At 45.6% G+C, this 24,697-nt stretch carries 16 protein-coding genes; 14 read left to right on the top strand and 2 right to left on the bottom strand.

Going from position 1 to position 24,697, the window contains the following annotated elements:
• Window positions 1–3: 3 nt before the first annotated feature.
• Complete coding sequence (locus tag VJL_RS14615) at window positions 4–1,119, bottom strand: efflux RND transporter periplasmic adaptor subunit (protein WP_038878953.1); 1,116 nt, start codon at window positions 1,117–1,119, stop codon at window positions 4–6.
• Window positions 1,120–1,233: 114 nt separating this feature from the next.
• Window positions 1,234–1,575 (bottom strand): iron-sulfur cluster insertion protein ErpA, encoded by a 342-nt coding sequence (gene erpA, locus VJL_RS14610; RefSeq protein ID WP_005439421.1) that lies wholly within the window; start codon window positions 1,573–1,575, stop codon window positions 1,234–1,236.
• 246 nt (window positions 1,576–1,821) lie between these two features.
• On the opposite strand from erpA, the gene hemL reads away from it, so the two are divergent.
• The 14 genes from hemL to VJL_RS14540 all read left to right on the top strand — a co-directional run bounded on the left by hemL (window position 1,822) and on the right by VJL_RS14540 (window position 24,661).
• Entirely contained in the window at window positions 1,822–3,117 is a 1,296-nt protein-coding gene (gene hemL, locus VJL_RS14605; RefSeq protein ID WP_038865849.1) for a glutamate-1-semialdehyde 2,1-aminomutase, read from the top strand.
• 359 nt (window positions 3,118–3,476) lie between these two features.
• Window positions 3,477–4,562, top strand: coding sequence for an AI-2E family transporter (locus VJL_RS14600; RefSeq protein WP_038865847.1), 1,086 nt, complete (start codon window positions 3,477–3,479; stop codon window positions 4,560–4,562).
• Between the two features lie 76 nt (window positions 4,563–4,638).
• On the top strand, window positions 4,639–5,664 hold the full coding sequence (gene rsmC, locus VJL_RS14595) for a 16S rRNA (guanine(1207)-N(2))-methyltransferase RsmC (RefSeq protein WP_038878952.1): 1,026 nt from the start codon (window positions 4,639–4,641) through the stop codon (window positions 5,662–5,664).
• A gap of 229 nt (window positions 5,665–5,893) precedes the next feature.
• Entirely contained in the window at window positions 5,894–9,280 is a 3,387-nt protein-coding gene (locus tag VJL_RS14590) for a response regulator (protein ID WP_038878951.1), read from the top strand.
• An 817-nt stretch (window positions 9,281–10,097) separates the two neighbouring features.
• Window positions 10,098–11,780 carry an ABC transporter substrate-binding protein gene (locus VJL_RS14585; protein ID WP_038865843.1) on the top strand — a complete coding sequence of 561 codons (1,683 nt, stop codon included), beginning with the start codon at window positions 10,098–10,100 and terminating at the stop codon, window positions 11,778–11,780.
• A gap of 170 nt (window positions 11,781–11,950) precedes the next feature.
• The gene (locus tag VJL_RS14580) at window positions 11,951–12,937 is read left to right on the top strand and encodes an ABC transporter permease (RefSeq protein WP_038865841.1); all 987 of its coding nucleotides are present in this window, start codon (window positions 11,951–11,953) and stop codon (window positions 12,935–12,937) included.
• Between the two features lie 2 nt (window positions 12,938–12,939).
• Window positions 12,940–13,965, top strand: coding sequence for an ABC transporter permease (locus VJL_RS14575; RefSeq protein ID WP_038878949.1), 1,026 nt, complete (start codon window positions 12,940–12,942; stop codon window positions 13,963–13,965).
• 2 nt (window positions 13,966–13,967) lie between these two features.
• Complete coding sequence (locus VJL_RS14570) at window positions 13,968–14,951, top strand: ABC transporter ATP-binding protein (RefSeq protein WP_005386550.1); 984 nt, start codon at window positions 13,968–13,970, stop codon at window positions 14,949–14,951.
• A 49-nt stretch (window positions 14,952–15,000) separates the two neighbouring features.
• Window positions 15,001–15,996, top strand: a complete 996-nt coding sequence (locus VJL_RS14565; protein WP_038878947.1) for an ABC transporter ATP-binding protein — start codon at window positions 15,001–15,003, stop codon at window positions 15,994–15,996.
• Between the two features lie 72 nt (window positions 15,997–16,068).
• Window positions 16,069–17,808 (top strand): glycoside hydrolase family 9 protein, encoded by a 1,740-nt coding sequence (locus VJL_RS14560; protein WP_038878945.1) that lies wholly within the window; start codon window positions 16,069–16,071, stop codon window positions 17,806–17,808.
• Between the two features lie 2 nt (window positions 17,809–17,810).
• A complete protein-coding gene (locus tag VJL_RS14555; protein WP_038878943.1) occupies window positions 17,811–18,701 on the top strand; it encodes a glucosamine kinase nucleotide-binding domain-containing protein in 891 nt (296 codons plus the stop codon).
• A gap of 8 nt (window positions 18,702–18,709) precedes the next feature.
• Window positions 18,710–20,629: a beta-N-acetylhexosaminidase gene (locus VJL_RS14550; protein ID WP_038878942.1), complete on the top strand. Its 1,920-nt coding sequence runs from the start codon at window positions 18,710–18,712 to the stop codon at window positions 20,627–20,629.
• 84 nt (window positions 20,630–20,713) lie between these two features.
• Window positions 20,714–23,122, top strand: coding sequence for a glycoside hydrolase family 94 protein (locus VJL_RS14545; protein ID WP_038878940.1), 2,409 nt, complete (start codon window positions 20,714–20,716; stop codon window positions 23,120–23,122).
• A gap of 126 nt (window positions 23,123–23,248) precedes the next feature.
• Window positions 23,249–24,661 (top strand): phosphoglucomutase/phosphomannomutase family protein, encoded by a 1,413-nt coding sequence (locus tag VJL_RS14540; RefSeq protein WP_038878937.1) that lies wholly within the window; start codon window positions 23,249–23,251, stop codon window positions 24,659–24,661.
• The last annotated feature ends 36 nt before the right edge of the window (window positions 24,662–24,697 follow it).

The raw sequence follows: 24,697 nt of genomic DNA, 5'->3' as shown, positions 1-24,697 counted from the left end.
TCCTTACTGCTGATTCGCGGCTTCGATGGCATCATCCACCTTCGTCGCCATCACTAAATCACCATCACGCGCAAAACCTTGTCCGAGCACAATGATATCAACTTGGTCGCCCAATCCAGACAGCCAAACGCCATCTTTTTCGGCTTTCACAAGTTGAATAGGTACAAAGTTGACATGCTGATCACGCAGTGTCTTGATGCCAAGGTTGCCTTCTTCATCGAGCGCGAGCATCGCTGCGGTTACTTTTACGGCCAACACTTCGCTCAAAGACAACACAACTTCGGCACTGATCCCCGCAGGCATTGCACTCTCACGGTTATCAATTTCGATCTCAATGGGGAACGTATTGGTTGAAGTCGAAGACACACGTCCGATATAAAGAATTGTGCCTTGGTGGTGGACGTTGTTGATAGTGCGAACGTCAGCGACTTGGCCTTCTTTTAAATACTGAATGTGACGCTCGCTCACATCCGCCTCGATGACTAACTTTTCAAGGTCAATAACGGTAGCAATCGGATCGCCAACACCAACAAAGTCACCAACTTCAACGAATCTATGGTCAAGAATGCCATCGAAAGGCGCTCTTACTTTGGTGTTTTTGAGTGCAGTTTCAACGTTACTTAGGCTTGCTCGAGCATCAACCAAGGCAGCTTGTGCTGTGGCAAACGCAACTTCACCCTGTAAGCCTCGATTTCTCAGAGACTCTGCGGCTTTAAACTCTTTTTCTTTAACACGCAGCATCGCTTTAGCGCGTTTGAGCTGAATATCGAGGTCACGTTCATCAATATTGGCAATCACCTGCCCTTGTTTCACGCTTTGCCCTTTTTGCACATTCAAACTGATGATCTTACCTGCGACTTCAGCCCCTAGGCGAGCTTGTCGATTTGGTGCAGTGCGACCGTACAGTTCAATGGTTTTGCTGGTTGGTTGGGCGGTAAAAGAGTTGAACATCACCTTAGCAACAGGTGTGTCTTCAGATTGAGAGTTTGAAGGAGAAACCGTTTCGTCTTTTGCTTTAAGTTGACCCATTGCGAGCCAAGCAGCTAAAGCGATCACAAGCGTTAGAGAGACTAGCCATGGACGCTCTACAATACGACGTCCAAAAGAAGATCCAGACATACAAAGTCCTTTTTATTTTTAGCTCGCAGCTCTCTTTGGAACTGGGAGTGCGTTTACGTGACTTCCTGCTACGTAAAACTCAGGCAGCCAATTGGCTGCCTGTTGTCGTGTTAATTAAACACTGAATGATGCACCACAACCACAAGTTGTCGTCGCATTTGGGTTATTGACGAAGAAGCGAGCTCCTTCTAAACCTTCTGTGTAATCAACCACGCCACCGATTAGGTATTGCAGGCTCATTGGGTCTACAACCAGTGTTACACCGCTGTTTACGATTGTTGTGTCGCCTTCATTTACGTTCTCATCAAATGTGAAACCGTATTGGAAACCACTACAGCCGCCACCAGTAATGTATACGCGTAATTTCAGCGCTGGGTTTTCTTCTTCCGCAATCAACGTTTGAACGCGAGATGCCGCGGCATCAGAAAAAGACAATGGTACGTTTACTTCGCTCACGAAGACCTCTCTCACTCGTGTAATGCGTCAAGCCTGAAGCAAGACGTCAAATTTATGCTAATTAGAGCGATTATCCAATACCTGACCAACTCGTTCAAGTATTCACCGCCGATTCTTTATATCCGATGCTGATATGTAAGATTACAACGCCAGACTACACATAAATTACCCAAAACGTTTCTAACTTGAAATTAGCTAGGTACAATGCGCTCCACTTGGTCCGAGCAATCAAAAGAGGATAACCCCATGACCAAATCATCAGAGCTATATCAAAAGGCTCAGCAAACCATTCCTGGCGGTGTGAACTCACCAGTTCGTGCATTCAACGGCGTTGGCGGTTCTCCGCTATTTATCGAACGAGCAGACGGTGCCCTGATTTTTGATGCCGATGGTAAAGCGTACATTGATTACGTTGGCTCTTGGGGTCCTATGATTCTAGGTCATAACCACGCAGTTATCCGTCAAGCAGTTATCGATGCAGCACAACGCGGTCTAAGTTTTGGTGCGCCAACTGAGATGGAAATCGCAATGGCTGAACTTGTGTCTGAGCTCGTGCCATCAATGGAACAAATCCGCATGGTGAGCTCTGGCACAGAAGCTACCATGAGTGCTATCCGTCTTGCTCGTGGCTTCACAGGCCGTGACAAGATCATGAAATTTGAAGGTTGTTACCACGGCCACGCTGACAGCTTGCTAGTAAAAGCGGGCTCTGGCGCACTAACTCTAGGCCAACCAAGCTCTCCTGGCGTTCCTGCAGATTTTGCTAAGCATACGTTAACGGCAACATTCAACGATCTAGATTCAGTCCGTGAACTGTTCGCTGCAAACAAAGGCGAAATCGCTTGTATCATCGTTGAGCCAGTTGCGGGCAACATGAACTGTATTCCACCAGTAGAAGGCTTCCATGAAGGTCTACGCGAAATCTGTGACCAAGAAGGTGCACTACTGATATTTGATGAAGTAATGACAGGTTTCCGTGTTGCTCTTGGTGGCGCGCAAGCACACTACAACATCAAACCAGACCTAACGACACTAGGTAAGGTTATCGGTGGTGGTATGCCAGTGGGCGCTTTTGGTGGTCGTAAAGAAGTCATGCAATACGTAGCGCCAACAGGCCCTGTTTACCAAGCAGGCACGCTTTCTGGTAACCCAGTTGCAATGGCAGCAGGCTTTGCATGTTTGAACCTTCTAAAAGAAGAAGGGAACGAAAAGCGCCTAGCAGCAAAAACTAAGCAACTTGCACAAGGCTTCAAAGAACTTGCCGACAAACACGGCGTGCCATTGGTAGTAAACCAAGTGGGCGGTATGTTTGGCTTCTTCTTCACTGACCAAGAAACCGTAACGTGCTACGAAGACGTGACTAAGTGCGATGTTGAGCGCTTCAAACGTTTCTTCCACCTAATGCTAAAACACGGCGTATACCTAGCGCCATCGGCATTCGAAGCAAGCTTCACTTCTCTTGCACACGGCTCAAAAGAGATCGATGCAACATTAGAAGCGGCAGATCGCTGTTTTGCAATTCTGGCAGAAGAAGCGAAGTAAGCTTTTCTCCCCAGAACATCAATACTAAAAAGGACCTTCACGGTCCTTTTTTATTGCCTGCATTACGCTTGCCAGTTAAAAATCACTAAGATAGCTAACACGCCAAGAACGATACCAAACCACGGAATACGCTTAGTTTTCTTTTCACTCTGACACTTCTTGTCACCGTTACAACAACCCATTTTTCTATCTCTTGATTGATAACTGCCTGATTTGTGGTCATTATAACAAGGTCCGTTGCACCTTCCCAATTCGGCTATGTCATAAGCTTGAAAGAATCGTCGGTGCAAAGTAATAAAGGTTTGACGCTGTGGTATAGAGCGCTAGCCGTAACATCATCCGTAAGTTGGATTAATCCCATGCCGAACAATGTAAAAATCACGTCGAGTCACCGAGTGTTAGTTGTTGCACTACTCGCCGCTGCTTTTGCCTGCTATTTATTGGTTGAGCCCTATGTAAACTCAATCGTAATGGCCTTTATCATCTCGCTACTTATGTTCCCAATACATGAGTGGTTTGAGAGCAAAATGCCTAACCATAAAAACTTGGTCTCGCTACTCTCTTGTGTGGTTCTAACCTTTATTATTGTGATTCCATTGTTGTTTGTCTTTGCTGCTATCGTTCAGCAAGGTTCCGTCTTTTCTCAAAACACCTATAAGTGGGTGACCAATGGTGGAATCCAAGATATCTTCCAACACCCTTGGGTAGTCAAAGGTTTAGCACTGGTTAATGAGTACTTACCTTTCGATAAAATAGAACCTCAAGCTATCGCAGAGAAGATTGGTCAATTCGCCACATCATTTGGTTCAAACCTTGTAGCTATTAGCGCAAAAATCCTCGGTGATGCAACGAACTTCCTAATGGATTTCTTCCTAATGTTGTTCGTTTTGTTCTTCCTACTGCGTGACCACGACAAGATCATCTCGGCGATGCGCCATATTCTGCCGCTCTCTCGTAGCCAAGAAGACAAAATACTGACCGAAATTGAGCAAGTATCGAAATCTGCAGTTATGGGCTCGTTCTTAACCGCAATAGCGCAAGGTTTCGCTGGCGGTATCGGTATGTGGCTTGCTGGTTTCCCGGGCTTATTCTGGGGCACCATGATGGGCTTCGCCTCTTTCATTCCAGTGGTCGGTACCGCACTGATCTGGATTCCAGCAGCAGCCTACTTGTTCCTGACTGGTGACACCACTTGGGCAATCTTCTTGACGGTGTGGAGTATCGTTGTCGTTGGTTCGATCGATAACCTATTACGTCCATTGCTAATGCAAGGCAGCGCAGGCATGAACACGCTAATGATCTTCTTCTCGCTGCTGGGTGGTCTGCATCTATTTGGTTTAATTGGCCTTATTTACGGTCCACTGATCTTTGCCGTGACCATGGTTCTATTCAATATCTACGAAGAAGAGTTTAAAGACTTCCTCAACCAACAAGACAATAGCTAACAACCGCTTATTCACTTCAAGCTTGGGCCAGATTATGCGAAAATCTGGCCCTAATTATTTCTGATGAACCAAATTTATGTCTGCTTATATCGCTCCAAGCCAAATAGCTCAGCGTCAACTCGAGTATTTTAACGGAAAACACGTTTTAGTTGCTGGTGAAGTAGAAGACTTATTTCCACTGGAACTGGTGGATCACTGTGAGTCTGTTGAAGTATTCACTTCAAACTACAGCTATTACCGTCAAATCAGTACTTCTGAAAAAATCAAAAGCCATTTTGGTTCAGAGTTTGATGCCGATACGCAGGCAGACATGGTGTTACTTTACTGGCCAAAAGCAAAGCCAGAGGCGGAGTACCTACTCGCTATGTTAATGGCGAAGCTAGGCATCAACACTGAGATCGTGGTCGTCGGCGAAAATCGCTCCGGCGTGAAAAGCATTGAGAAAATGTTTAAAGACTATGGTCCTGTGAAGAAGTACGACACGGCTCGTCGTTGTTCATTTTACTGGGGAACATGCTTGAGCGAGCCAAAGCCGTTTGATCAAGCAGAATGGTTTAAATCTTATACCATTACTCTTGGAGAACAATCCGTTGAAGTAAAAAGCCTTCCAGGTGTATTCAGCCATGGTGAGTTTGACTTGGGTAGCCAATTACTTTTAGAAACGTTGCCAAACCTGTCAGGTAAAGTGCTCGACTTCGGTTGTGGTGCAGGTGTTTTAGGCGCATTTATGGCGAAAGCCAATCCAGAAATTGCGATTGAAATGTGTGACATCAACGCGTATGCCATCACTTCAAGCCAAGCAACACTCGAAGCGAACGGGTTATCAGGTCGTGTTTTTGCCTCAGATATCTATTCAGACACGGCTAAAGACTACCGTTTTATCATTAGTAACCCACCATTCCATAGTGGTTTAGACACCAACTATAACGCTGCCGAAACCTTACTTGGACAAGCACCACACTACATGACACGAGGTGGTGAAATGATCATCGTTGCAAACAGCTTCTTGAAATACCCCCCAATTATTGAGCAAACATTCAATAATTGCGAGACGCTAAATAAGACCAATAAGTTCTCGATTTACTACGCGAAAAAACCTTAGCCTCTCTATTGCGCAGGTGAAATCCTGCGCACTTCTTACTTAAATTTCATTCAACTCTTCGAAAAACTGCGTCACTCCCCACGCTTTGCAATCAACTTTCTTGTCAAAGAAAAAAAACTCGTTAATTTTGTTAATTCTATCGAATCTAACTTCTTATCCGTTTTTAACGAGAACCTTGGCAAGCCCTAGTAATTTGGTCGCTGCCCTTTTATGAGTTGTAATCTTATTCATGTTTAAATTCTACAAAAAGCAGAAATTTAAGCGCCTGCAAAGCACGCTAATGACCGCGTTTTTGGTTCTTAGTATCACGCCTTTGACGATCACTGCGATTTTCTTCCTGCAGTCACACAGTAAAGATCTTCAAGAACAAAGTACCTCACACCTACTTTCTGTGCGTGACACGAAGCAACAACAGATCATCGACTACTTTGCGGCTCAAGAAACTGAGGTCATGGGCTTTGTTCGCTCAGAATTGGCGTATGCCAGTGGTGGTCGATTCTATGGTTTAGTCAATGCATTCAGTCGCCTAGGGCATGATATTGACGAAGCAAGAGAGAACGCACAGCAACGTTATATCCAAGGCAGTGGCGACCAGATAAAAACTTCAATTTTGCCAGAGTCCTCTAACTATGTTGGTAGTGAGCGTTATCGCCTATTACATAAACGCTACCACTGGGCGTATCTAGAACTGTTAAAGCGCTCTGACTTCAACGACATCTTGTTGGTCGACATTGACGGTAACGTGACTTATTCAATCAATAAAGATGACAATTACGGCACAAACTTACTGACTGGCAGCTATAAAGACAGCGCCTTGGGCCGAACATTCAAACGTCTGTCGGAGGACGTTAATGCGCGTCGTAAAGTCAATGAAGATTACACACCTGTTGTGTTTTCTGACTTTGAGATCGAAAACGGTAAGCAAGTCGCCTGGCTAGGTGCGCCGATTGTTCAGCAAGGTTACCTGCACAGCTATGCCATGTTCCGACTACCAAACAATGGCATTACAAAGCTAATTGCAGAAATTAACCGTGATTCTTCTATTGAGACTTTGTTGGTTGGCAGTGATCACAAACCTCGTACAATTAACACCAAGCAAGACAACATCCAAAACAGCCTAGAAATTATCGACAAAGCACTCGCGGGCGAAACCGAAGTAGGCACTTACAGCAACCGCTTAGGTGAAGAGATGATCGCGGCGTTTGCACCCATTGAAACTCGTGGTCTAACTTGGGCGCTAGTCGTACAGCTTCCTGAAAAAGAAGCGTTTGCCCGTGTCCATCAGCTTGAGAAACTGTTTGTGATTGCGATGTTGATTGCAATTGTATTAGTCGTTATCGCTTCACATTACTTATCTAATTTCATCACTTCGCCGCTACTCAAGCTTACTTGGGCAGCAGAGAAAGTGTCTGCTGGTGACTTAGATGAGACGACCTTTAATACTCAGCGAAAAGATGAGATCGGGCGTCTTGCGATCAGCTTTGAACGTATGCAGCGCTCAATTCGAGAAAAGATTCAAACGATTAAACAACAAAACGAAGAGCTTGAGAGCAACATTAAGTTGATTCAAAAGCAAAACGAGGAGTTGCAATTAGCAGACAAACTCAAAGATGAATTCTTAGCAACTACGTCTCACGAATTGCGGACACCGCTACACGGCATGGTGGGGATTGCAGAGACATTGGTATCTGGCGCAAACGGTGTGATTCCTGCGAGCCAAAAATACCAGCTAGACATCATTATTAAGAGTGGTCAGCGCTTGGCAAATCTCGTTGATGATTTATTGGATTATCATAAGATGCGCTATGGCAGCATGGATATCCAAAAATCAGCGGTAAGCTTAGCAAGTGCAACACGTTTGGTACTGGAACTCTCTGGCCACCTGTTAGGTAACAAAACAATCCGCATCATTAACCAAGTCCCTGCGGACTTAAAAGCGGTCTCTGCCGATCCACAACGTATAGAGCAAGTGCTTTACAATTTGATTGGTAACGCAATTAAGTACACCTCAGAAGGTAAAATTGTCATCTCCGCAAATGTGGTGGACGATCAGGTGCGCGTCCAAGTCGTTGATACTGGCCAAGGTATCCCAGCGGAACATTTGGAGCACATCTTTGAACCGCTCATTCAGGCGGGCCAAGATGCAAGTCGTTACCGTCAGGGTGCAGGACTCGGCCTATCCATTAGCCGTCAGCTTATCGAGTTGATGGGCGGCTCACTGTATGTAAGTAGTCAACCAATGGTAGGAACAACCTTTAGCTTCACTTTACCTCTTGCAACAGAAGAGGAAATAAAAGCAACACAAACTCTGGCGGCTCGTGGTCACTTCCAAATCCCTGAAGCAAATTTGGAAAACACCGACGACTTATCTCTGCCAGAAAACCCGGATGGTCCACTACTCTACGTCGCAGATGATGAACCAGTAAACTTACGCGTTTTAGAGAGCTTCTTACGATTGGAAGGCTATCGAGTGCGTACGATTTCAGATGGCCCTGATACGCTAGCGTTAATTGAACAAGAGAAACCAGAGCTGTTGCTATTGGATATCATGATGCCAGGCATGAGTGGCTACCAGGTATGTAGCGAGTTACGTAACACTTACGACCACGCAGAACTGCCGATCATCATGTTAACGGCATTAAGCCAGACAGAAGATCGTGTAAGAGGCTTCGAGGCTGGTGCAAATGATTACTTGTCCAAACCATTTAATAAACAAGAACTAGCCGCTCGAATCCAAGCGCATTTGACAGCAAGCAAAGCCGAAATGCGTCACATGGAAAACAAGTTGCTTGAATCTGAGCTGCGTCAACGCGCAGAAGTCGAAGCCAGTTTACTTGAAACACAAGGACGTTTGTTAGAGCAACTTGAATCTGCTCCAGAGGCCATCATCTGTTTGCGAGAAGACCAACGAATTCGCTTTGCCAACGAGGCGGCTTGTAAACTCTTCAAACGCAGCCTAGAACAGTTAAAACGCTCATCAGCTGATGAACTCATTGCGCCAAAATTCTTAACCGTCAAGCAACCACACTACTGTGGCAAGATTGATATCTACATCGAAGATATCCGTCAAAACATTGAAGCAGACATTCTCAAACTGCCAGAAGGCTCTGGTTTAGACGTTATGTACATCTTTAACGTTGGTGGTGGAGCAAACGCAGCACGTATTCATAATCTGGAAACCGCAGTAGAAGTTCTTTCATGCTATGCGTTCGATGGAGACAAAGATCAACTACAAAAACTGAAAGAGCTGGGCGGAGAGTTTACTCGTCTTGCCGACAAAGCATTAGGCAATAAGAAAGATAAACAAGAGTTGATGCGTGAAGTACTGGTTGATGCGATGACACATGCTTTAGAATACTGGGAGTCCGTTACAGGAGAAACCAAGTTTGCTTTCGCTGAGCAAAGTGGCTTTTGGCGTGTTTACCTAGACCGCAGTACATTACAGACTCGAACACTTGATAAATACATGCGCATCGAAACTCTGCCAAAAACACCACGCTGGAGAACCGTTTTAAACTCGATAGAGTTTATTCTTGAGCACTGTAAAGAACAAAGCCCAGAACGTGCTTACATCGAAGCACAGCGGGACAAACTGCAAAGGCTCCTCACGAGCTAAGCATGCCTATTTTAATTCAAGCCCTGCCTCGCGCAGGGCTTTTTTTGATAGTAAAAGCAGCCACCCTAGCTTCCACAGCAATGCTCAAATGTATTCACCTCATTCACCACTCAATAATGAACCACTTTCCCACCTCAGTCCTTCCTATAAGACTTGGAAGCAACATATCAGAATCATTTTTAAAAGACGATTAAACCAAGTTTTTTCTGGGTTGAGCGACGGCAAATAGCATCGTGTCATTTCGAACAAATACGCAGAAAAAACACTTCCTTTCCCCCATAAAAAAAGCATAATCAGCCGCCAAATTTCATCGCCGAAATGGGCTGTTTTTTACTTTTAAAGGGAAAATTGACCAACAATTAACGGAGATTGCGAAGTCAATCACAACAGAACGGCAGATTAAATTTCACCTAGTTAATTAACAAAATTTTCGTGTGTGAGCCAGATCGCCAAAGCAAAGAGAATGCAAAACAAACATACAATAAAAGACCTATGAAGTAAGCAACCACTAACACACAGTATTTGTGCGGATATAAACTGCGACACATATCAACGTTTGTTTTTTAGCCTACAGAGACTTAAAAACGAACAAAATGACGTTTGTAACGTAGTTGGCTTAGTTTTTAACGTTTTTAACGGGAATCGAGTTTGATTATTTTATGGATAAGGTGTTTTCTTAGTCCTGCCTAAGGCCTACAGGCCACTCTTAGAGCGACACAATTTGAAGTGTAGTGAAGAGGTGGGCCTTGGAGAGTGTTTATCAATTGATGACATTCAATTCCATTAGTGAAATGAAAGCAAATAGTAAGGAACAGCTATGCTTGCCAATATTAAAAAAACAGCACTAGCAACAGCAATTATTGCAACGGCTACTACAGGTTTTGCATCAGTAGCTACAGCCGCTGAGCGCAGTGAACTGACTATCCACCCTAAAGAGTTTACAACTTTTGTTCGTAACTTTAACCCTTTCTTGGGTGCAACTAACCTGCACACAACTACTGACTTTATTTACGAGCCTCTAGTTGTTTTCAACGAAATGCACGGTAACACACCGGTATTCCGTCTAGCAGAAAACTTCCAAATGTCTGACGACCTAATGAGCGTAACTTTCGATATCCGTAAAGGCGTAAAATGGTCTGACGGCGAAGCGTTTACCGCTGATGACGTTGTTTACTCTTTCAACCTAGTTAAAGAGAAGCCAGAGCTAGACCAATCTGGTATCAACTCTTGGGTAACTGGCGTAGAAAAAGTTAACGATTACAAAGTTAAGTTCCGTCTAAGCGAAGCAAACTCAAACGTTCCTTACGAAATTGCTAAAGTACCAGTTGTACCTAAGCACGTATGGAGCAAAGTGAAAGATCCATCAACATTCACTAACGAAAATCCAGTAGGTTCTGGCCCATTCACAGTGATCGACACTTTCACTCCTCAGCTGTACATCCAGTGTGAAAACCCGAACTACTGGGATGCAGCGAACCTAGACGTTGACTGTCTACGTGTTCCACAAATCGCAAACAACGACCAATTCCTAGGTAAAGTTGTAAACGGTGAGATGGACTGGACTTCTTCATTCGTTCCAGATATCGACCGTACTTACGCAGCAGCGAGCCCTAAACACCACTACTGGTACCCGCCAGCAGGTACACAGGCATTCGTTGTAAACTTCAAGAACCCAGATGCAGCGAAAAACGAAGCACTAACTAACGTTGACTTCCGTCGTGCATTCTCTATGGCTCTTGACCGTCAAACTATCATTGATATCGCTTTCTACGGCGGCGGTACTGTGAACGACTTCGCATCTGGCCTTGGCTACGCATTCGAAGCTTGGTCTGACGAAAAGACTCATGACAAGTTCAAAGCTTACAACTCATACAACGCTGAAGGCGCTAAGAAGCTTCTAGCTAAAGCTGGCTTCAAAGACGTAAACAAAGATGGTTTTGTTGACACTCCATCAGGTAAGTCTTTCGAGCTTCTAATCCAATCTCCAAACGGTTGGACTGACTTCAACAACACTGTACAGCTTGCTGTTGAGCAACTTGCAGAAGTCGGTATCAAAGCACGTGCTCGTACACCAGATTTCTCTGTGTACAACCAAGCTATGCTTGAAGGTACTTACGATGTTGCGTACACCAACTACTTCCACGGTGCAGACCCATACACTTACTGGAACAGTGCTTACAACTCAGCACTTCAGTCTGGCGACGGTATGCCTCGTTTCGCGATGCACTTCTACAAGAACGATAAGCTAGATGGCCTACTTAACAGCTTCTACAAAACAGCTGATAAGCAAGAACAGCTAGAAATCGCTCACGGTATCCAGCAAATCATCGCTCAAGACCAAGTGACTATTCCTGTATTGTCTGGTGCTTACATGTACCAATACAACACAACTCGCTTCACTGGTTGGTGGAACGAAGAAAATCCTAAGGGCCGTCCAAACATTTGGGCTGGTATCCCAGAACGTCTACTTCACGTATTGGATCTAAAACCAGTTAAATAAGTAGAAGTTCATTTCTAGCGGCACACATCCCGTGTGCCGCCTATAAAAATCCCCTTGTGACCAAACCAACATATGGCGCTCGTCGTCAGGGGATTTTTCGCTCTAAATTTCGCTAGGAGCGACCTGAAACCAGAAACAGGGAAAAAATCTGGGTGAGTAAGGTGTGAGTTATGGGTTATTTTTTAAGACGTTTGTCGTTCTATCTTGTCGCGCTCTTGGTTGCAGCGACGTTAAACTTCATTATTCCGCGAGCAATGCCTGGTGACCCAGTTACCATGATGTTTGCTAACGCATCAGTACAGGTAACACCAGAGCGAATCGCAGCAATGAAAGAGCTGTTAGGTTTCGTAGATGGTCCAATTTATGTTCAATACCTGTCGTACATTAAAAACATTCTAAGCTGGGAGCTAGGTACTTCTATCCAGTTCTACCCGCTTTCAGTTAACTCTCTACTAGGCAGTGCATTTGGTTGGTCACTATTCCTAGCTGGTACGGCAGTTGTGCTTTCATTCTCTATTGCATCTGTACTGGGTATCTTTGCAGCATGGAAACGTGGTAGCAAATACGATGCATTTGTAACGCCTGGAACGCTGATTATCCAAGCAATCCCGCAAATGGTTATCGCGATGCTAGCGCTGTTTATTTTTGCAATCGGTCTTAAATGGTTCCCATCTGGTTACGCTTACACACCGGGTACCATTCCTGACTGGACAAGTTGGGAATTCATAAAGGACGTTGGTTATCACGCGGTTCTTCCATTGTTCTGTGCAACGATTGTTCAGATTGGTGGCTTCCTAGTAAATATGCGTAACAACATGATCAACCTTCTTGCTGAAGACTACATCACGATGGCAAAAGGTAAGGGTCTAAGCCAAAACCGTGTTGTATTTAACTACGCTGCACGTAACGCGCTACTACCAAGTGTTACAGCACTTTCAATGTCTCTAGGTATGGCAATCGGTGGTCAGCTTATCATCGAGATGATCTTCAACTACCCAGGCCTAGGCACGGTGCTTCTAAACGCAATTCACGCACGTGACTACCAAGTACTTCAAGGTCAGCTAATTATCATGACAATGTTCATGCTGTGCTTCAACTTAATGGCTGACATGCTGTACATGATTCTAGACCCTCGCCTACGTAAGGGAGGCAAATAATCATGAAAGAACTATTTAAACTGATTTTAGGTAACGCGTTCGCACGTGTTGGTTTAGCCATTATCGCTTTGTTTATCTTTGTTGCAGTGGCTGCTCCTTTAATTACTCAACACGCTCCTGACAAACGCACGGGTAACCCACATGAATACCCTGGCTTTGTTGTAAAACAAGCGCAAAACAACCCTGATGGCTGGGTTGCTAAAAATCTAGCCGACGACCGTCGTACGCTTATCATGTCGAAAAAAGCGGACCACGTTCTAGGTACGTCTCGCATGGGTCGTGACATTTGGTCTCAAGTGGCATACGGCGCGCGAGTATCTCTAGGTGTTGGTTTCGGTGCGGGTATTATCGTGTGTTTCCTAGCAACAGTTATCGGTATCTCAGCAGGTTACTTTGGTGGCCGTGTTGATGACGTATTAAGTGCTGCCATGAACATCATGCTAGTTATCCCACAACTGCCATTACTGTTCGTACTTGCCGCCTTTATCGGGGAGGCTGGGCCACTCACCATTGCATTAATCATTGCCGGTACCTCCTGGGCTTGGGGTGCACGTGTGGTTCGAGCTCAAACCATGGCCTTGCGTGAAAAAGAATTTGTTAAAGCGGCTGAGGTTCTTGGTGAGTCATCTCTTCGTATCATCTTCGTTGAGATTCTACCAAACCTTATCCCAATCGTAGGTGCAAGCTTCATCGGTTCAGTAATGCTAGCAATCAACACGGAAGCTGTAATCTCGTTCCTAGGTCTGGGCGATGCGAACACCATCAGTTGGGGCATCATGCTGTACAACGTGCAAACCTCATCGGCGATGTTAATCGGCGCATGGTGGGAAGTTCTAGCTCCTTGTATTGCACTAACGTTACTGGTTACAGGTCTTGCTCTACTTAACTTCGCCGTTGATGAAATTGCGAACCCGCAGCTTCGCTCTCACAAAGGCATGAAGCGCTGGAAGAAACTAGCAGCAAAAGACAAGAAAGAGCGTGAGCCTGAACTGGCACCACAAAATGCACTATGGAGCGGAGATAAATAATCATGACTGCACCACTAATTTCTATCCGTAACCTATGCGTAGACTACATTACAGATGCGGGCGATGTCCGCGCCTGTAACAACGTCAGCTTTGACATCGCACCCGGCGAAGTATTCGGCCTAGCTGGTGAATCAGGCTGTGGTAAATCGACTGTTGCCTTCTCGCTAATGCGCCTTCATAAGCCGCCTGCGTTTATCACTGGTGGTGAGGTTATTTTCAATGGCGAAGATATCCTCCAGTACAGTGATGACCGGATGCAAGCGTTCCGTTGGAGCGAAATGTCGATGGTATTCCAGAGTGCGATGAACGCTTTGAACCCTGTTCTTACTATGGAAGAACAGTTCTGCGACGTCATCATGCGTCATACCAATATGACGCGTGCTCAAGCAAAAACACGAGCTGAAGGTCTGCTGGAAATCGTTGATATCCACCCAAGCCGCTTAAGCGACTACCCACACCAGTTCTCTGGTGGTATGCGTCAGCGTCTAGTAATCGCAATCGCTTTGGCTCTGAATCCAAAAATGATCATCATGGATGAACCAACTACCGCACTAGATGTAGTAGTTCAACGTGAAATTCTACAAAAGATTTACGCGCTTAAAGAAGAGTTTGGTTTCTCAATCCTGTTCATCACGCATGATTTGTCTTTGATGGTCGAGTTCTCTGACCGTATCGGCATCATGTACTCAGGTGAATTAATTGAAGTTGCACCTTCTAAGCAGATTCTGGAGAGTCCTTACCACCCTTACACCAAAGGTTTGGGTAGCTCTTTCCCTCCACTAACTGGTCCAAAGACCAAATTGACTGGTATTCCGGGTAACCCGCTGAACTTGCTAGAAGTGCCACAAGGTTGCCGCTTCCAAGCTCGTTGCGACCGCGTACATGAAGCATGTACACGAGTACCAACGCAACTACGTCAAATTGAACCAGGTCGTCTCTCAAATTGTCATTTGTACGGCGACACCATTGCTCAAGCTAAGGTTTAACAACAAAAAATAACGCTAGCTAAGAACAAAAATTACACTGGAGAGAATTATGAGCAAACAATTCGGCGAACTGCTGATTGAAGGTAAAAATGTCGTTAAGGACTTCCCTTTAAACAGTAACTCAATCAAACAATCTAAGATGCGTGCAATCAACGACGTATCTTTCAAAATGTACAAGAGCCGCGGCTTGTCAGTGGTAGGTGAGTCTGGTTCAGGTAAGTCTACTACTGCAAAAATGATTGCTAAAATGTACGCACCAACCGATGGCATCATCGAGTACAAAGGTCGTGATATTCAAGACATCACCTCTCGTCACGATTTGATGACTTACCGTGAAGGTGTGCAAATGGTATGGCAAGACCCGTTTGGCTCGCTAAACCCTACACACAACATCTTCCACCATATTGCTCGCCCACTTCTGATCCACAAGAAGGTATCACCGGGCAACAAAAAAGAGTTGGAAGAGCGCGTGTACAACCTACTAGAACAAGTTGGTCTGATTCCACCAAAAGAAACGGCGCAAAAGTTCCCACATCAACTCTCTGGCGGTCAACGTCAGCGCGTGAACTTGGCTCGTAATATTGCGGTTGGAGCAGAAGTGGTACTGGCTGACGAACCAACATCAATGCTTGACGTATCAATCCGTGCCGGTGTTCTTAACCTGATGGAAGAGATGAAATTTGAGAAACAAATGTCTCTTCTTTACATCACGCACGACATCGCGACAGCGCGTTACATCGCTGAAGATCTTGCGGTTATGTACGTCGGCCACATGGTTGAGTGGGGTGACACAGAGGAAATCATTCACGATCCTCAACACCCATACACGCAACTACTGGTTTCTGCCGTTCCTGATCCATCAAAGTCAATCCACGAGAAGTTGAAAGGCAACAAAGGCGAAATCCCACTTTGGACGCCAGAATCAGTTGGTTGTCCATTCGCAGGACGCTGTGTTCATGCCACAGACAAATGTCGTGAGCGACTGCCTGCTGTAACTCAGCTATCTGACAACCACTTTGTTCGTTGTTACTTATTTGAAGATTAATCATAACGAGGGTCAGGTATAAACCTGGCCCCTTTTTCCCTTTATATTTTATTGTTTCCCGGAGAAACTTGAATGCTGCTACTGACTAACCACATTGGTTACGAGCGTCTGGGCCCTAAAAAAGCGATCATCCAGACAAGCCAACCACGTCTGTCTTCTTATACTGCTTTATTGGTTTGTGCGGACAGCCACCAAACTGTCGCTACGCTAACAGTGGAAAAGCAAGGCAAAGTAGCGAGCTGGCATCAAGGTCATTTCTATCTTGTAGACTTTTCTTCATTTAATACTCCCGGTAACTACTACCTTCGTTTCGATCATTTGCGTTCATCTCACTTTGAAATTGGTGAACATATTCTTCTCGATCAAACACTATCTGACGTGGTCCACTACTTTAAGTCTCAACGTTGTGGTGGCATTTTTGATCAACAAGATCGTCAAGTTCCACTGCTAAATTCCGACGAAACCGCAGATGTTCACGGCGGTTGGTATGACGCTTCAGGCGATGTCAGTAAATATCTGAGTCATTTGTCATACGCAAACTACCTAAACCCACAGCAGACACCAATGGTGGTGTGGAACATATTGAAAGGTTTGTCTCTGCTTGAAGGCAACGACAAACTGGCTAAATTCACTTCTACTCGCCTTATTGAAGAAGCCCTGTTCGGTGCAGACTTCCTTGTTCGTATGCAAAACGAAAAAGGCTTCTTCTACATGACCGTGTTCGACAAGTGGAGTAAAGACACAGCTCAACGTGAAATCTGCGCCTACGAAACCCAACTTGGTCATAAGTTTGATGACTACCAAGCCGGTTACCGACAAGGTGCTGGCGTTAGCATTGCGGCATTAGCTTCAGCAGCACGTCTGGAGTTTCACGGTGAGTTCGACCAACAAAAATACCGTAATGCAGCAGAAAACGGCTACTGGCACTTAAAAGAGCACAACACCCAATATCTAAACGATGATGAAGAGAACATCATCGATGAATACTGCGCATTGCTTGCAGCCGTTGAGCTATTCAAGACCACCAAAGAAACACGCTACCTAGAAGACAGCCGCGTATGGGCAAATCGTCTTTCTGCTCGTCAAATGAGTGATGAGCACATTCAACATTTTTGGGCTGCCAATCATGATGGCAGCCGCCCTTACTTCCATGCGGCAGAAGCAGGGCTTCCTGTTATCGCACTATGTGAATACTTGGCGATTGAAGACGACTCTGAGCGCGCTTCAGTAGCAAAACAAATCATAACTCAAGCCTGTGAGTTTGAAGTCTCTATCACCAATAGAGTGAAGAACCCATTTGGTTACCCACGCCAATATGTAAAAGGCGTAGACGAAGCGAAGCGTGATGCGTTCTTTGTGGCACACAACAATGAATCGGGTTACTGGTGGCAAGGTGAGAATGCTCGCTTAGGTTCACTGGCAACCATGGCGTATTTGGCACAACCATTTATTGAGTCAGAAATTCTAAAGCAACAGCTTTCTAAACTCGCACAAGATTCTATCAACTGGATTGTGGGGCTGAACCCGTACGACATGTGCATGTTGGACGGTCATGGTCGTAACAATCCGGACTACCTTCCTCAATATGGTTTCTTCAATGCAAAAGGTGGCGTGTGCAACGGCATCACCGGCGGTTTCGAAGATGAGGAAGACATTGCATTTAATCCACCAGCACAGAAAGACGACATGCTTCAGAACTGGCGTTGGGGAGAACAATGGATCCCGCATGGCGCTTGGTACCTACTCGCAGTAATGAGTCAGGCTCAGCACATTTCGACTTTAGCGAACTCTCAAGAAATTAAGGAGCAATAACCATGGGGATGTATTTTGTAGGTATTGACGGCGGCGGCACTTCATGCCGAGCCCGTATCAAAGACGCGCAAGGTAACTTCATTGGTGAAGCGAAAAGCGGCAGTGCAAACATCATGCTGGGAGCGGAAGTCGCAATGGCATCCATTCTTGAATCAATAGCTTCAGCAGCGCAGCAAGGCGGCCTAACTCAGCAAGACTTTGCCTCTATGCACGTTGGCTTAGCTCTTGCGGGAGCTGAACACAAAACCTCTTGGCAAGCATTCATGGCTTTGGAACACCCATTTGCCAGTATGACACTCAACACTGATGCTTACGGTGCTTGTATTGGCGCGCACAGCGGTAAAGATGGCGCAATCATGATTGCTGGAACCGGTTCTTGCGGTATTTTCCTGAAAGGCCTTGAGCAGCACGTTGTTGGTGGACGTGAGTTCCCGATCTCCGACCAAGGCGGCGGCGCAGTAATGGGATTACGCCTGATTCAACAAGTCTTGCTAGCAGAAGATGGCATCCGTGAAAAAACACCTCTAGCAGCGCATGTCATGGCTCATTTTGAAAATGACATCGACAACGTAGTGGCATGGTCTAAACAAGCTCTACCTCGCGATTACGGTCAATTTTCTCCAGCAATTTTCCAACATGCAGAACAAGGTGATGCACTAGCGATTGAAATGCTTAAGCAGACCGCTGCCGATATTGAGATGTTTCTGGTTGCGTTAAACAAACGCGGGGCGACTCGTATTTGCTTAATGGGCAGTATTGCTGAACGCATCCTGCATTGGCTGTCACCGCCCGTTCAACAATGGGTGGTAGAGCCTCAATTTGATGCGATTGAAGGCGCTATTATGTTTGCTGGTAAACCAGAGCATAACCTTTACGCCGTGAGTGTTGAGTAGGAGTGAGCATGGAATATCGTGTTGATCTAGTGGTCCTTTCTGAGCAAAAACAAAACTGCCGTTTTGGGCTCACCTTTCACAATTTGAGCGACCAAGACCTAAACAATTGGAGCCTGACTTTCGCTTTCGACCGCTATATTCTTCCAGACAGCGTTTCAAATGGTCAACTGACTCAAATTGGTAGCTTTTGCACACTTAAACCGGAAGGTATGGTACTGGCTGCCAACCATCACTATTACTGTGAATTCAGTATTGGTTCAAACCCATTCCGTTATTACTCGGATGGATTTAATGAAGCCATGATTGACTTTGTCGTTGACGGAAATCCACAACGCGCACAAGTTGATGTTACTCCTATCGTTTTGGCCTCACCTTATCGCGAACGCAGTGATATTCCAGCAAGCTTAACGCATGCACAGCCTTTATTACCAAAGCCCAACCATATTGAAGTGAGTGACCTGTCGTTTAGCTTCGATGAGCAAGTTGGTGTCGCGATATACACAGATTTAGCGAATTCAGCAAAAGCATGGTTGCTGGAAGAGCTTGAACGCATTCACCAATTCAAATTGTCTTCTTCTAACAGTGGGAAAATCTTATTCAAAAGTAACCCAACACTGGACGAAGGTACTTACAGACTTAAAGTATCTGAAGAGTCGATCAAGATTGAGGCTGGGTCTTCGTCTGGCTTTACCCATGCTTGTGCGACCTTATTGCAACTACTAAAACGAGACGAGAGTGCCAACACTATGGAAGTGGTGTGCTGCTCTATCAAAGACAGTCCTCGCTTTCGCTACCGTGGCATGATGTTGGACTGCGCTCGTCATTTCCACTCGGTAGAACAAGTAAAACGCCTCATCAATTTGTTGGCACATTACAAATTCAATACCTTCCATTGGCACCTAACGGACGATGAAGGTTGGCGTATCGAGATTAAGTCCTTACCTCAACTAACAGACATTGGCGCTTGGCGTGGTATCGATGAAACCATCGAACCGCAATACACCCATTTAACTCAGCGTTACGGCGGTTTCTACACTCAAGAGCAAATTAAAGACGTGGTGGCTTTTGCAGCACAGCGTGGCATCACTATCATCCCTGAGATTGACGTTCCTGGGCATTGCCGCGCAGCAATCAAATCTCTGCCACACCTACTTGTTGAAGCGGAAGACAAAACCGAATATCGCAGCATTCAGCACTATAACGATAATGTCATCAACCCTGCTCTGCCGGGTAGTTACGAGTTTATCGACAAAGTACTTGAAGAAGTAGCAGCTCTATTCCCAGCGCCTTATGTCCATATTGGGGCAGACGAAGTTCCTAATGGCGTGTGGTCTAAGAGCCCTTCTTGCCAAGCTCTTATGGAGCAATTGGGTTATACCGATTACAAAGAGCTACAAGGGCACTTCTTACGTCATGCAGAAGACAAGCTACGAAAATTAGGCAAACGAATGGTAGGTTGGGAAGAAGCCCAACACGGCAACAAAGTGAGTAAAGATACAGTGATCTACTCATGGCTAAGCGAAGAAGCTGCATTGAACTGCGCTCGCCAAGGTTTTGATGTAGTGCTGCAACCAGCACAAACCACCTACCTCGACATGACCCAAGACTATGCACCAGAAGAGCCAGGTGTTGACTGGGCAAACCCATTGCCATTAGAGAAAGCATACAACTATGAGCCATTAGCAGAAGTCCCTGCTGATGACCCAATCAGAAAGCGCATTTGGGGCATTCAAACTGCCTTGTGGTGCGAAATCATCAACAACCCATCGCGTATGGACTACATGATTTTCCCTCGCTTAACAGCCATGGCAGAAGCATGTTGGACTGAAAAACAACACCGCGATTGGACCGACTATTTATCACGTTTGAAAGGGCACCTTCCTCTGCTTGATTTGCAGGGAGTGAATTACCGTAAACCGTGGAAGTAATACCAAGCTAGATGACAATACATCTTGCTTAAAGAATTATTAAATTTGACTGCAAACGCAGTATTGTAAAAAGGAAATACACAAATGAAATACGGCTATTTCGATAACGAGAATCGCGAATACGTCATCACTCGCCCTGACGTACCAGCGCCATGGACTAACTACCTCGGTACTGAGAAGTTCTGTACCGTTATCTCGCACAACGCAGGCGGCTACTCGTTCTATAACTCTCCAGAATACAACCGTGTTACTAAATTCCGTCCAAACGCGACATTCGATCGTCCTGGGCACTACGTTTACTTACGTGATGATGAGACAGGTGATTACTGGTCAATCTCTTGGCAACCAGTTGCGAAAAGCCTAGACGAAGCAAACTACGAAGTTCGCCATGGCTTGTCTTACTCTAAGTTCAAATGTGAATACAACGGTATTACAGCAACGAAAACCCTATTCGTACCAAAAGGCGAAGACGCTGAAGTTTGGGATGTGGTTATCAAGAACACTTCAGACAAGCCGCGCACAATCAGTGCATTCTCGTTTGTAGAATTTTCGTTCAGCCATATTCAATCAGACAACCAAAACCACCAGATGTCTCTGTACTCTGCAGGCACGTCTTACAATGAAGGTGTGATTGAATACGACTTGTACTATAACACCAACGATTTCGAAGGTTTCTACTACCTAGCTTCAACGTTTGACCCAGATTCATACGACGGCCAACGTGACAGCTTCCTAGGTCTATACCGCGACGAAGCAAACCCGCTAGCAGTAGAACAAGGTAAATGTTTTAACACCGCACAAACGTGTTACAACCACTGTGGCTCTCTACACAAGCAATTTACTATCCAACCAGGTGAAGAAGTTCGTTTCGCATACATTCTAGGTATCGGTAAAGGCAATGGCGACCGCCTTCGCGCTAAATACCAAGATCTCGCTGAAGTAGACAATGCATTTGCGGGCATCAAAGCACACTGGGATGAGCGTTGTAATAAATTCCAAGTGAAATCACCAAACGAAGGTCTAGATACCATGATCAACGCTTGGACCCTATACCAAGCAGAAACTTGTGTGGTGTGGTCTCGCTTTGCTTCGTTCATCGAAGTGGGTGGTCGTACTGGTCTTGGCTACCGCGATACAGCGCAAGATGCGATTTCTGTTCCTCACGCCAACCCAGCAATGACCCGCAAGCGTCTTGTTGACCTACTTCGTGGCCAAGTGAAAGCAGGTTACGGTCTGCACCTGTTCGATCCAGACTGGTTCGATCCTGAGAAAGCTGATGTTAAGCCATCTAAATCTCCAACCGTCGTTCCAACGCCTTCTGATGAAGACAAGATCCACGGCATCGAAGACACGTGTTCAGATGATCACCTATGGCTAGTTCCAACCATCTGTAAGTACGTGATGGAAACGGGTGAGCACAGCTTCTTCGACGAGGTGATCCCTTACGCAGATGGCGGCGATGCAAGCGTTTATGACCATATGAAAGCAGCACTAGACTTCTCGGCTGAATACGTCGGTCAAACGGGTATCTGTAAAGGTCTGCGCGCAGACTGGAACGACTGTCTGAACCTCGGTGGTGGCGAATCTTCAATGGTATCGTTCCTTCACTTCTGGGCATTGCAAGAGTTTATCGACCTAGCGAAATACCTAGGCAAAGAAACGGATGTTGAGAAATACACGGAAATGGCGGCAAACGTACGTGAAGCGTGTGAAACACATCTTTGGGACGACGAAGGCGGTTGGTACATCCGTGGTCTGACGAAGAATGGTGACAAGATCGGTACAGCGCAACAAGCGGAAGGCCGAGTGCACCTCGAGTCAAACACGCTTGCTGTACTTTCTGGTGCGGTTTCTCAAGAGCGCGGTGAAAAAGCGATGGACGCAGTCGATGAGAACCTGTTCTCTGAGTACGGCCTGCATCTAAACTCACCATCATTTGCAACGCCGAACGATGACATCGGTTTCGTGACTCGTGTTTACCAAGGCGTAAAAGAGAACGGTGCAATCTTCTCGCATCCAAACCCATGGGCTTGGGTAGCTGAAGCGAAACTGGGTCGTGGTGATCGTGCAATGAAATTCTACGATGCACTTAACCCATACAACCAAAACGACATCATCGAAAAACGTATTGCAGAACCTTACTCATACGTGCAGTTCATCATGGGTCGTGACCACCAAGACCACGGTCGTGCAAACCACCCATGGTTAACAGGTACATCTGGCTGGGCATACTTCGCAGTTACCAACTTTATCCTTGGTGTGCGAACAGGCTTTGATGGTCTGACTATCGATCCATGTATCCCAACGAACTGGCCAGGTTTCGAAGTGACTCGCCAATGGCTAGGTGCAACGTACAACATCAAAGTCGTTAACCCAGACTCAGTAAGCAAAGGCGTTAAGTCGATTACTGTGAACGGTGAAGCAGTAAATGGTGCCTCTGTACCAGTTCAAGCGGAAGGTTCAGTAAACGAAGTTATCGTTACTCTAGGTTAATCATCTCTTTGGGGGAGAGCTTCTCCCCTTTTGATTTATCCGATGCACTTGAATTCGATAAGTGCATCGGTTCGCTAGCAAAGATTTAAGAAGCGGTGGGACGCCGCTCTTATCGAGGATCGAATCATGATCAAATTTGGTACAGGCGGCTGGCGTGCATTTATCGGTGAGGAGTTCACTAAAGATAATGTACGTTTGGTTGCTCAAGCAGTCGCAAACATTACCAACGCTGAGTCCGTTGCTGATCGCGGCTTTATTATCGGTTATGACCGCCGTTTTCTTTCTGATAAAGCTGGTCGCTGGTTTGCTGAAGTTTTGGCGGCAAATGGCATCGTAGTTAGCTTTATCGATAAGTTCGTGCCGACGCCTATCGTGATGTTTAAAGCAAAAGAGATGGGCTGTGCATACTCTGCGTGTATTACAGCCTCACACAACCCTGCGGATTATAACGGCATCAAAGTCTTCATCGAAGGTGGGCGTGATGCCGATGAAATCATCACAGAAAAAATTGAGTCTCAAATCGCAACGCTTACAGCACAAGATGTGAAAAGCGTCGATTTTGATCAGGCAGTACAAGACAAACTGATTGATATTATTAACCCGATGAACGAGTTCGTCGATTCGATCATCGACTTTATCGACATTGAAGCCATCAAAAAAGCGAACCTTCGCGTTTTGGTCGACCCGATGTTTGGTGTTGCTAAAAATGCGCTGCAAACCGTATTGATTAATGGCCGCTGTGAAGTAGACGTAATCAACGACGGTAAGAACCCTGACTTTGGCGGCTTAATGCCATCACCAAGTGCAGCAACCCTTTACCGCTTGATGCACCTTGTCGAGCAAGAAGGCTATGACATCGGTATTGGTACCGATGGTGATGCGGACCGTCTTGGTATTATCGACGAGAAAGGCAACTTTATTCACCCGAATGAAGTGCTACTACTGCTTTACTACTACTTGCTCGAATACAAAGGTTGGACCGGTTCAGTAGTGCGTAATATCGCAACAACACACTTGTTAGACAAAGTTGCGGAAGACCACGGTGAGAAGTGCTTTGAAGTACCTGTAGGCTTTAAGCACATCAGCTCTCAAATGGAAGCTGACGACTCACTAATTGGCGGTGAAAGCTCTGGCGGCTTAACTATTCGTGGCCATATTAAAGGCAAAGATGGTGTATTTGCATCAAGCCTATTAGTAGAAATGATTTCAGTCACTGGTAAGAAACTGTCTGAGTTACTGGATGAAATCTACGGCAAATACGGATATGCCTACATGGCAGAAGGCGATTGCAAGTTCAAACCTGCGCAAAAAGAAGTGCTATTCAACAAGATTTATGTTGAGAAGCAGTTGCCTGAGTTTGAATTTGAGATCGAGAAAGTCAGCTACGAAGACGGTGCGAAAGTGTACTTCAAGAACGGCGGTTGGATTATTGCTCGCTTCTCAGGTACTGAGCCACTACTACGAATTTTTGCAGAAATGCAAGATAAGGACACTGCAGAACGTGTTCTTCAACAGTTTAAGGACTTCTTGTCTTTATAACTGAACCTTGTGCTCGCTTTGAGCACAATCCTATAG

The organism is Vibrio jasicida CAIM 1864 = LMG 25398, assembly GCF_000400365.1.
In the GTDB taxonomy this organism is placed as follows: Bacteria; Pseudomonadota; Gammaproteobacteria; order Enterobacterales; family Vibrionaceae; genus Vibrio; species Vibrio jasicida.
This window is presented reverse-complemented; position numbering and strand designations above follow the sequence as displayed.

What these genes read in the sequence shown, in the direction of transcription:
- VJL_RS14615 (WP_038878953.1), bottom strand. Translation starts at nt 1,119, where the DNA reads ATGTCTGGATCTTCTTTTGGACGTCGTATTGTAGAGCGTCCATGGCTA.
- hemL (WP_038865849.1), top strand. Translation starts at nt 1,822, where the DNA reads ATGACCAAATCATCAGAGCTATATCAAAAGGCTCAGCAAACCATTCCT.
- VJL_RS14600 (WP_038865847.1), top strand. Translation starts at nt 3,477, where the DNA reads ATGCCGAACAATGTAAAAATCACGTCGAGTCACCGAGTGTTAGTTGTT.
- rsmC (WP_038878952.1), top strand. Translation starts at nt 4,639, where the DNA reads ATGTCTGCTTATATCGCTCCAAGCCAAATAGCTCAGCGTCAACTCGAG.
- VJL_RS14590 (WP_038878951.1), top strand. Translation starts at nt 5,894, where the DNA reads ATGTTTAAATTCTACAAAAAGCAGAAATTTAAGCGCCTGCAAAGCACG.
- VJL_RS14585 (WP_038865843.1), top strand. Translation starts at nt 10,098, where the DNA reads ATGCTTGCCAATATTAAAAAAACAGCACTAGCAACAGCAATTATTGCA.
- VJL_RS14580 (WP_038865841.1), top strand. Translation starts at nt 11,951, where the DNA reads ATGGGTTATTTTTTAAGACGTTTGTCGTTCTATCTTGTCGCGCTCTTG.
- VJL_RS14575 (WP_038878949.1), top strand. Translation starts at nt 12,940, where the DNA reads ATGAAAGAACTATTTAAACTGATTTTAGGTAACGCGTTCGCACGTGTT.
- VJL_RS14570 (WP_005386550.1), top strand. Translation starts at nt 13,968, where the DNA reads ATGACTGCACCACTAATTTCTATCCGTAACCTATGCGTAGACTACATT.
- VJL_RS14565 (WP_038878947.1), top strand. Translation starts at nt 15,001, where the DNA reads ATGAGCAAACAATTCGGCGAACTGCTGATTGAAGGTAAAAATGTCGTT.
- VJL_RS14560 (WP_038878945.1), top strand. Translation starts at nt 16,069, where the DNA reads ATGCTGCTACTGACTAACCACATTGGTTACGAGCGTCTGGGCCCTAAA.
- VJL_RS14555 (WP_038878943.1), top strand. Translation starts at nt 17,811, where the DNA reads ATGGGGATGTATTTTGTAGGTATTGACGGCGGCGGCACTTCATGCCGA.
- VJL_RS14550 (WP_038878942.1), top strand. Translation starts at nt 18,710, where the DNA reads ATGGAATATCGTGTTGATCTAGTGGTCCTTTCTGAGCAAAAACAAAAC.
- VJL_RS14545 (WP_038878940.1), top strand. Translation starts at nt 20,714, where the DNA reads ATGAAATACGGCTATTTCGATAACGAGAATCGCGAATACGTCATCACT.
- VJL_RS14540 (WP_038878937.1), top strand. Translation starts at nt 23,249, where the DNA reads ATGATCAAATTTGGTACAGGCGGCTGGCGTGCATTTATCGGTGAGGAG.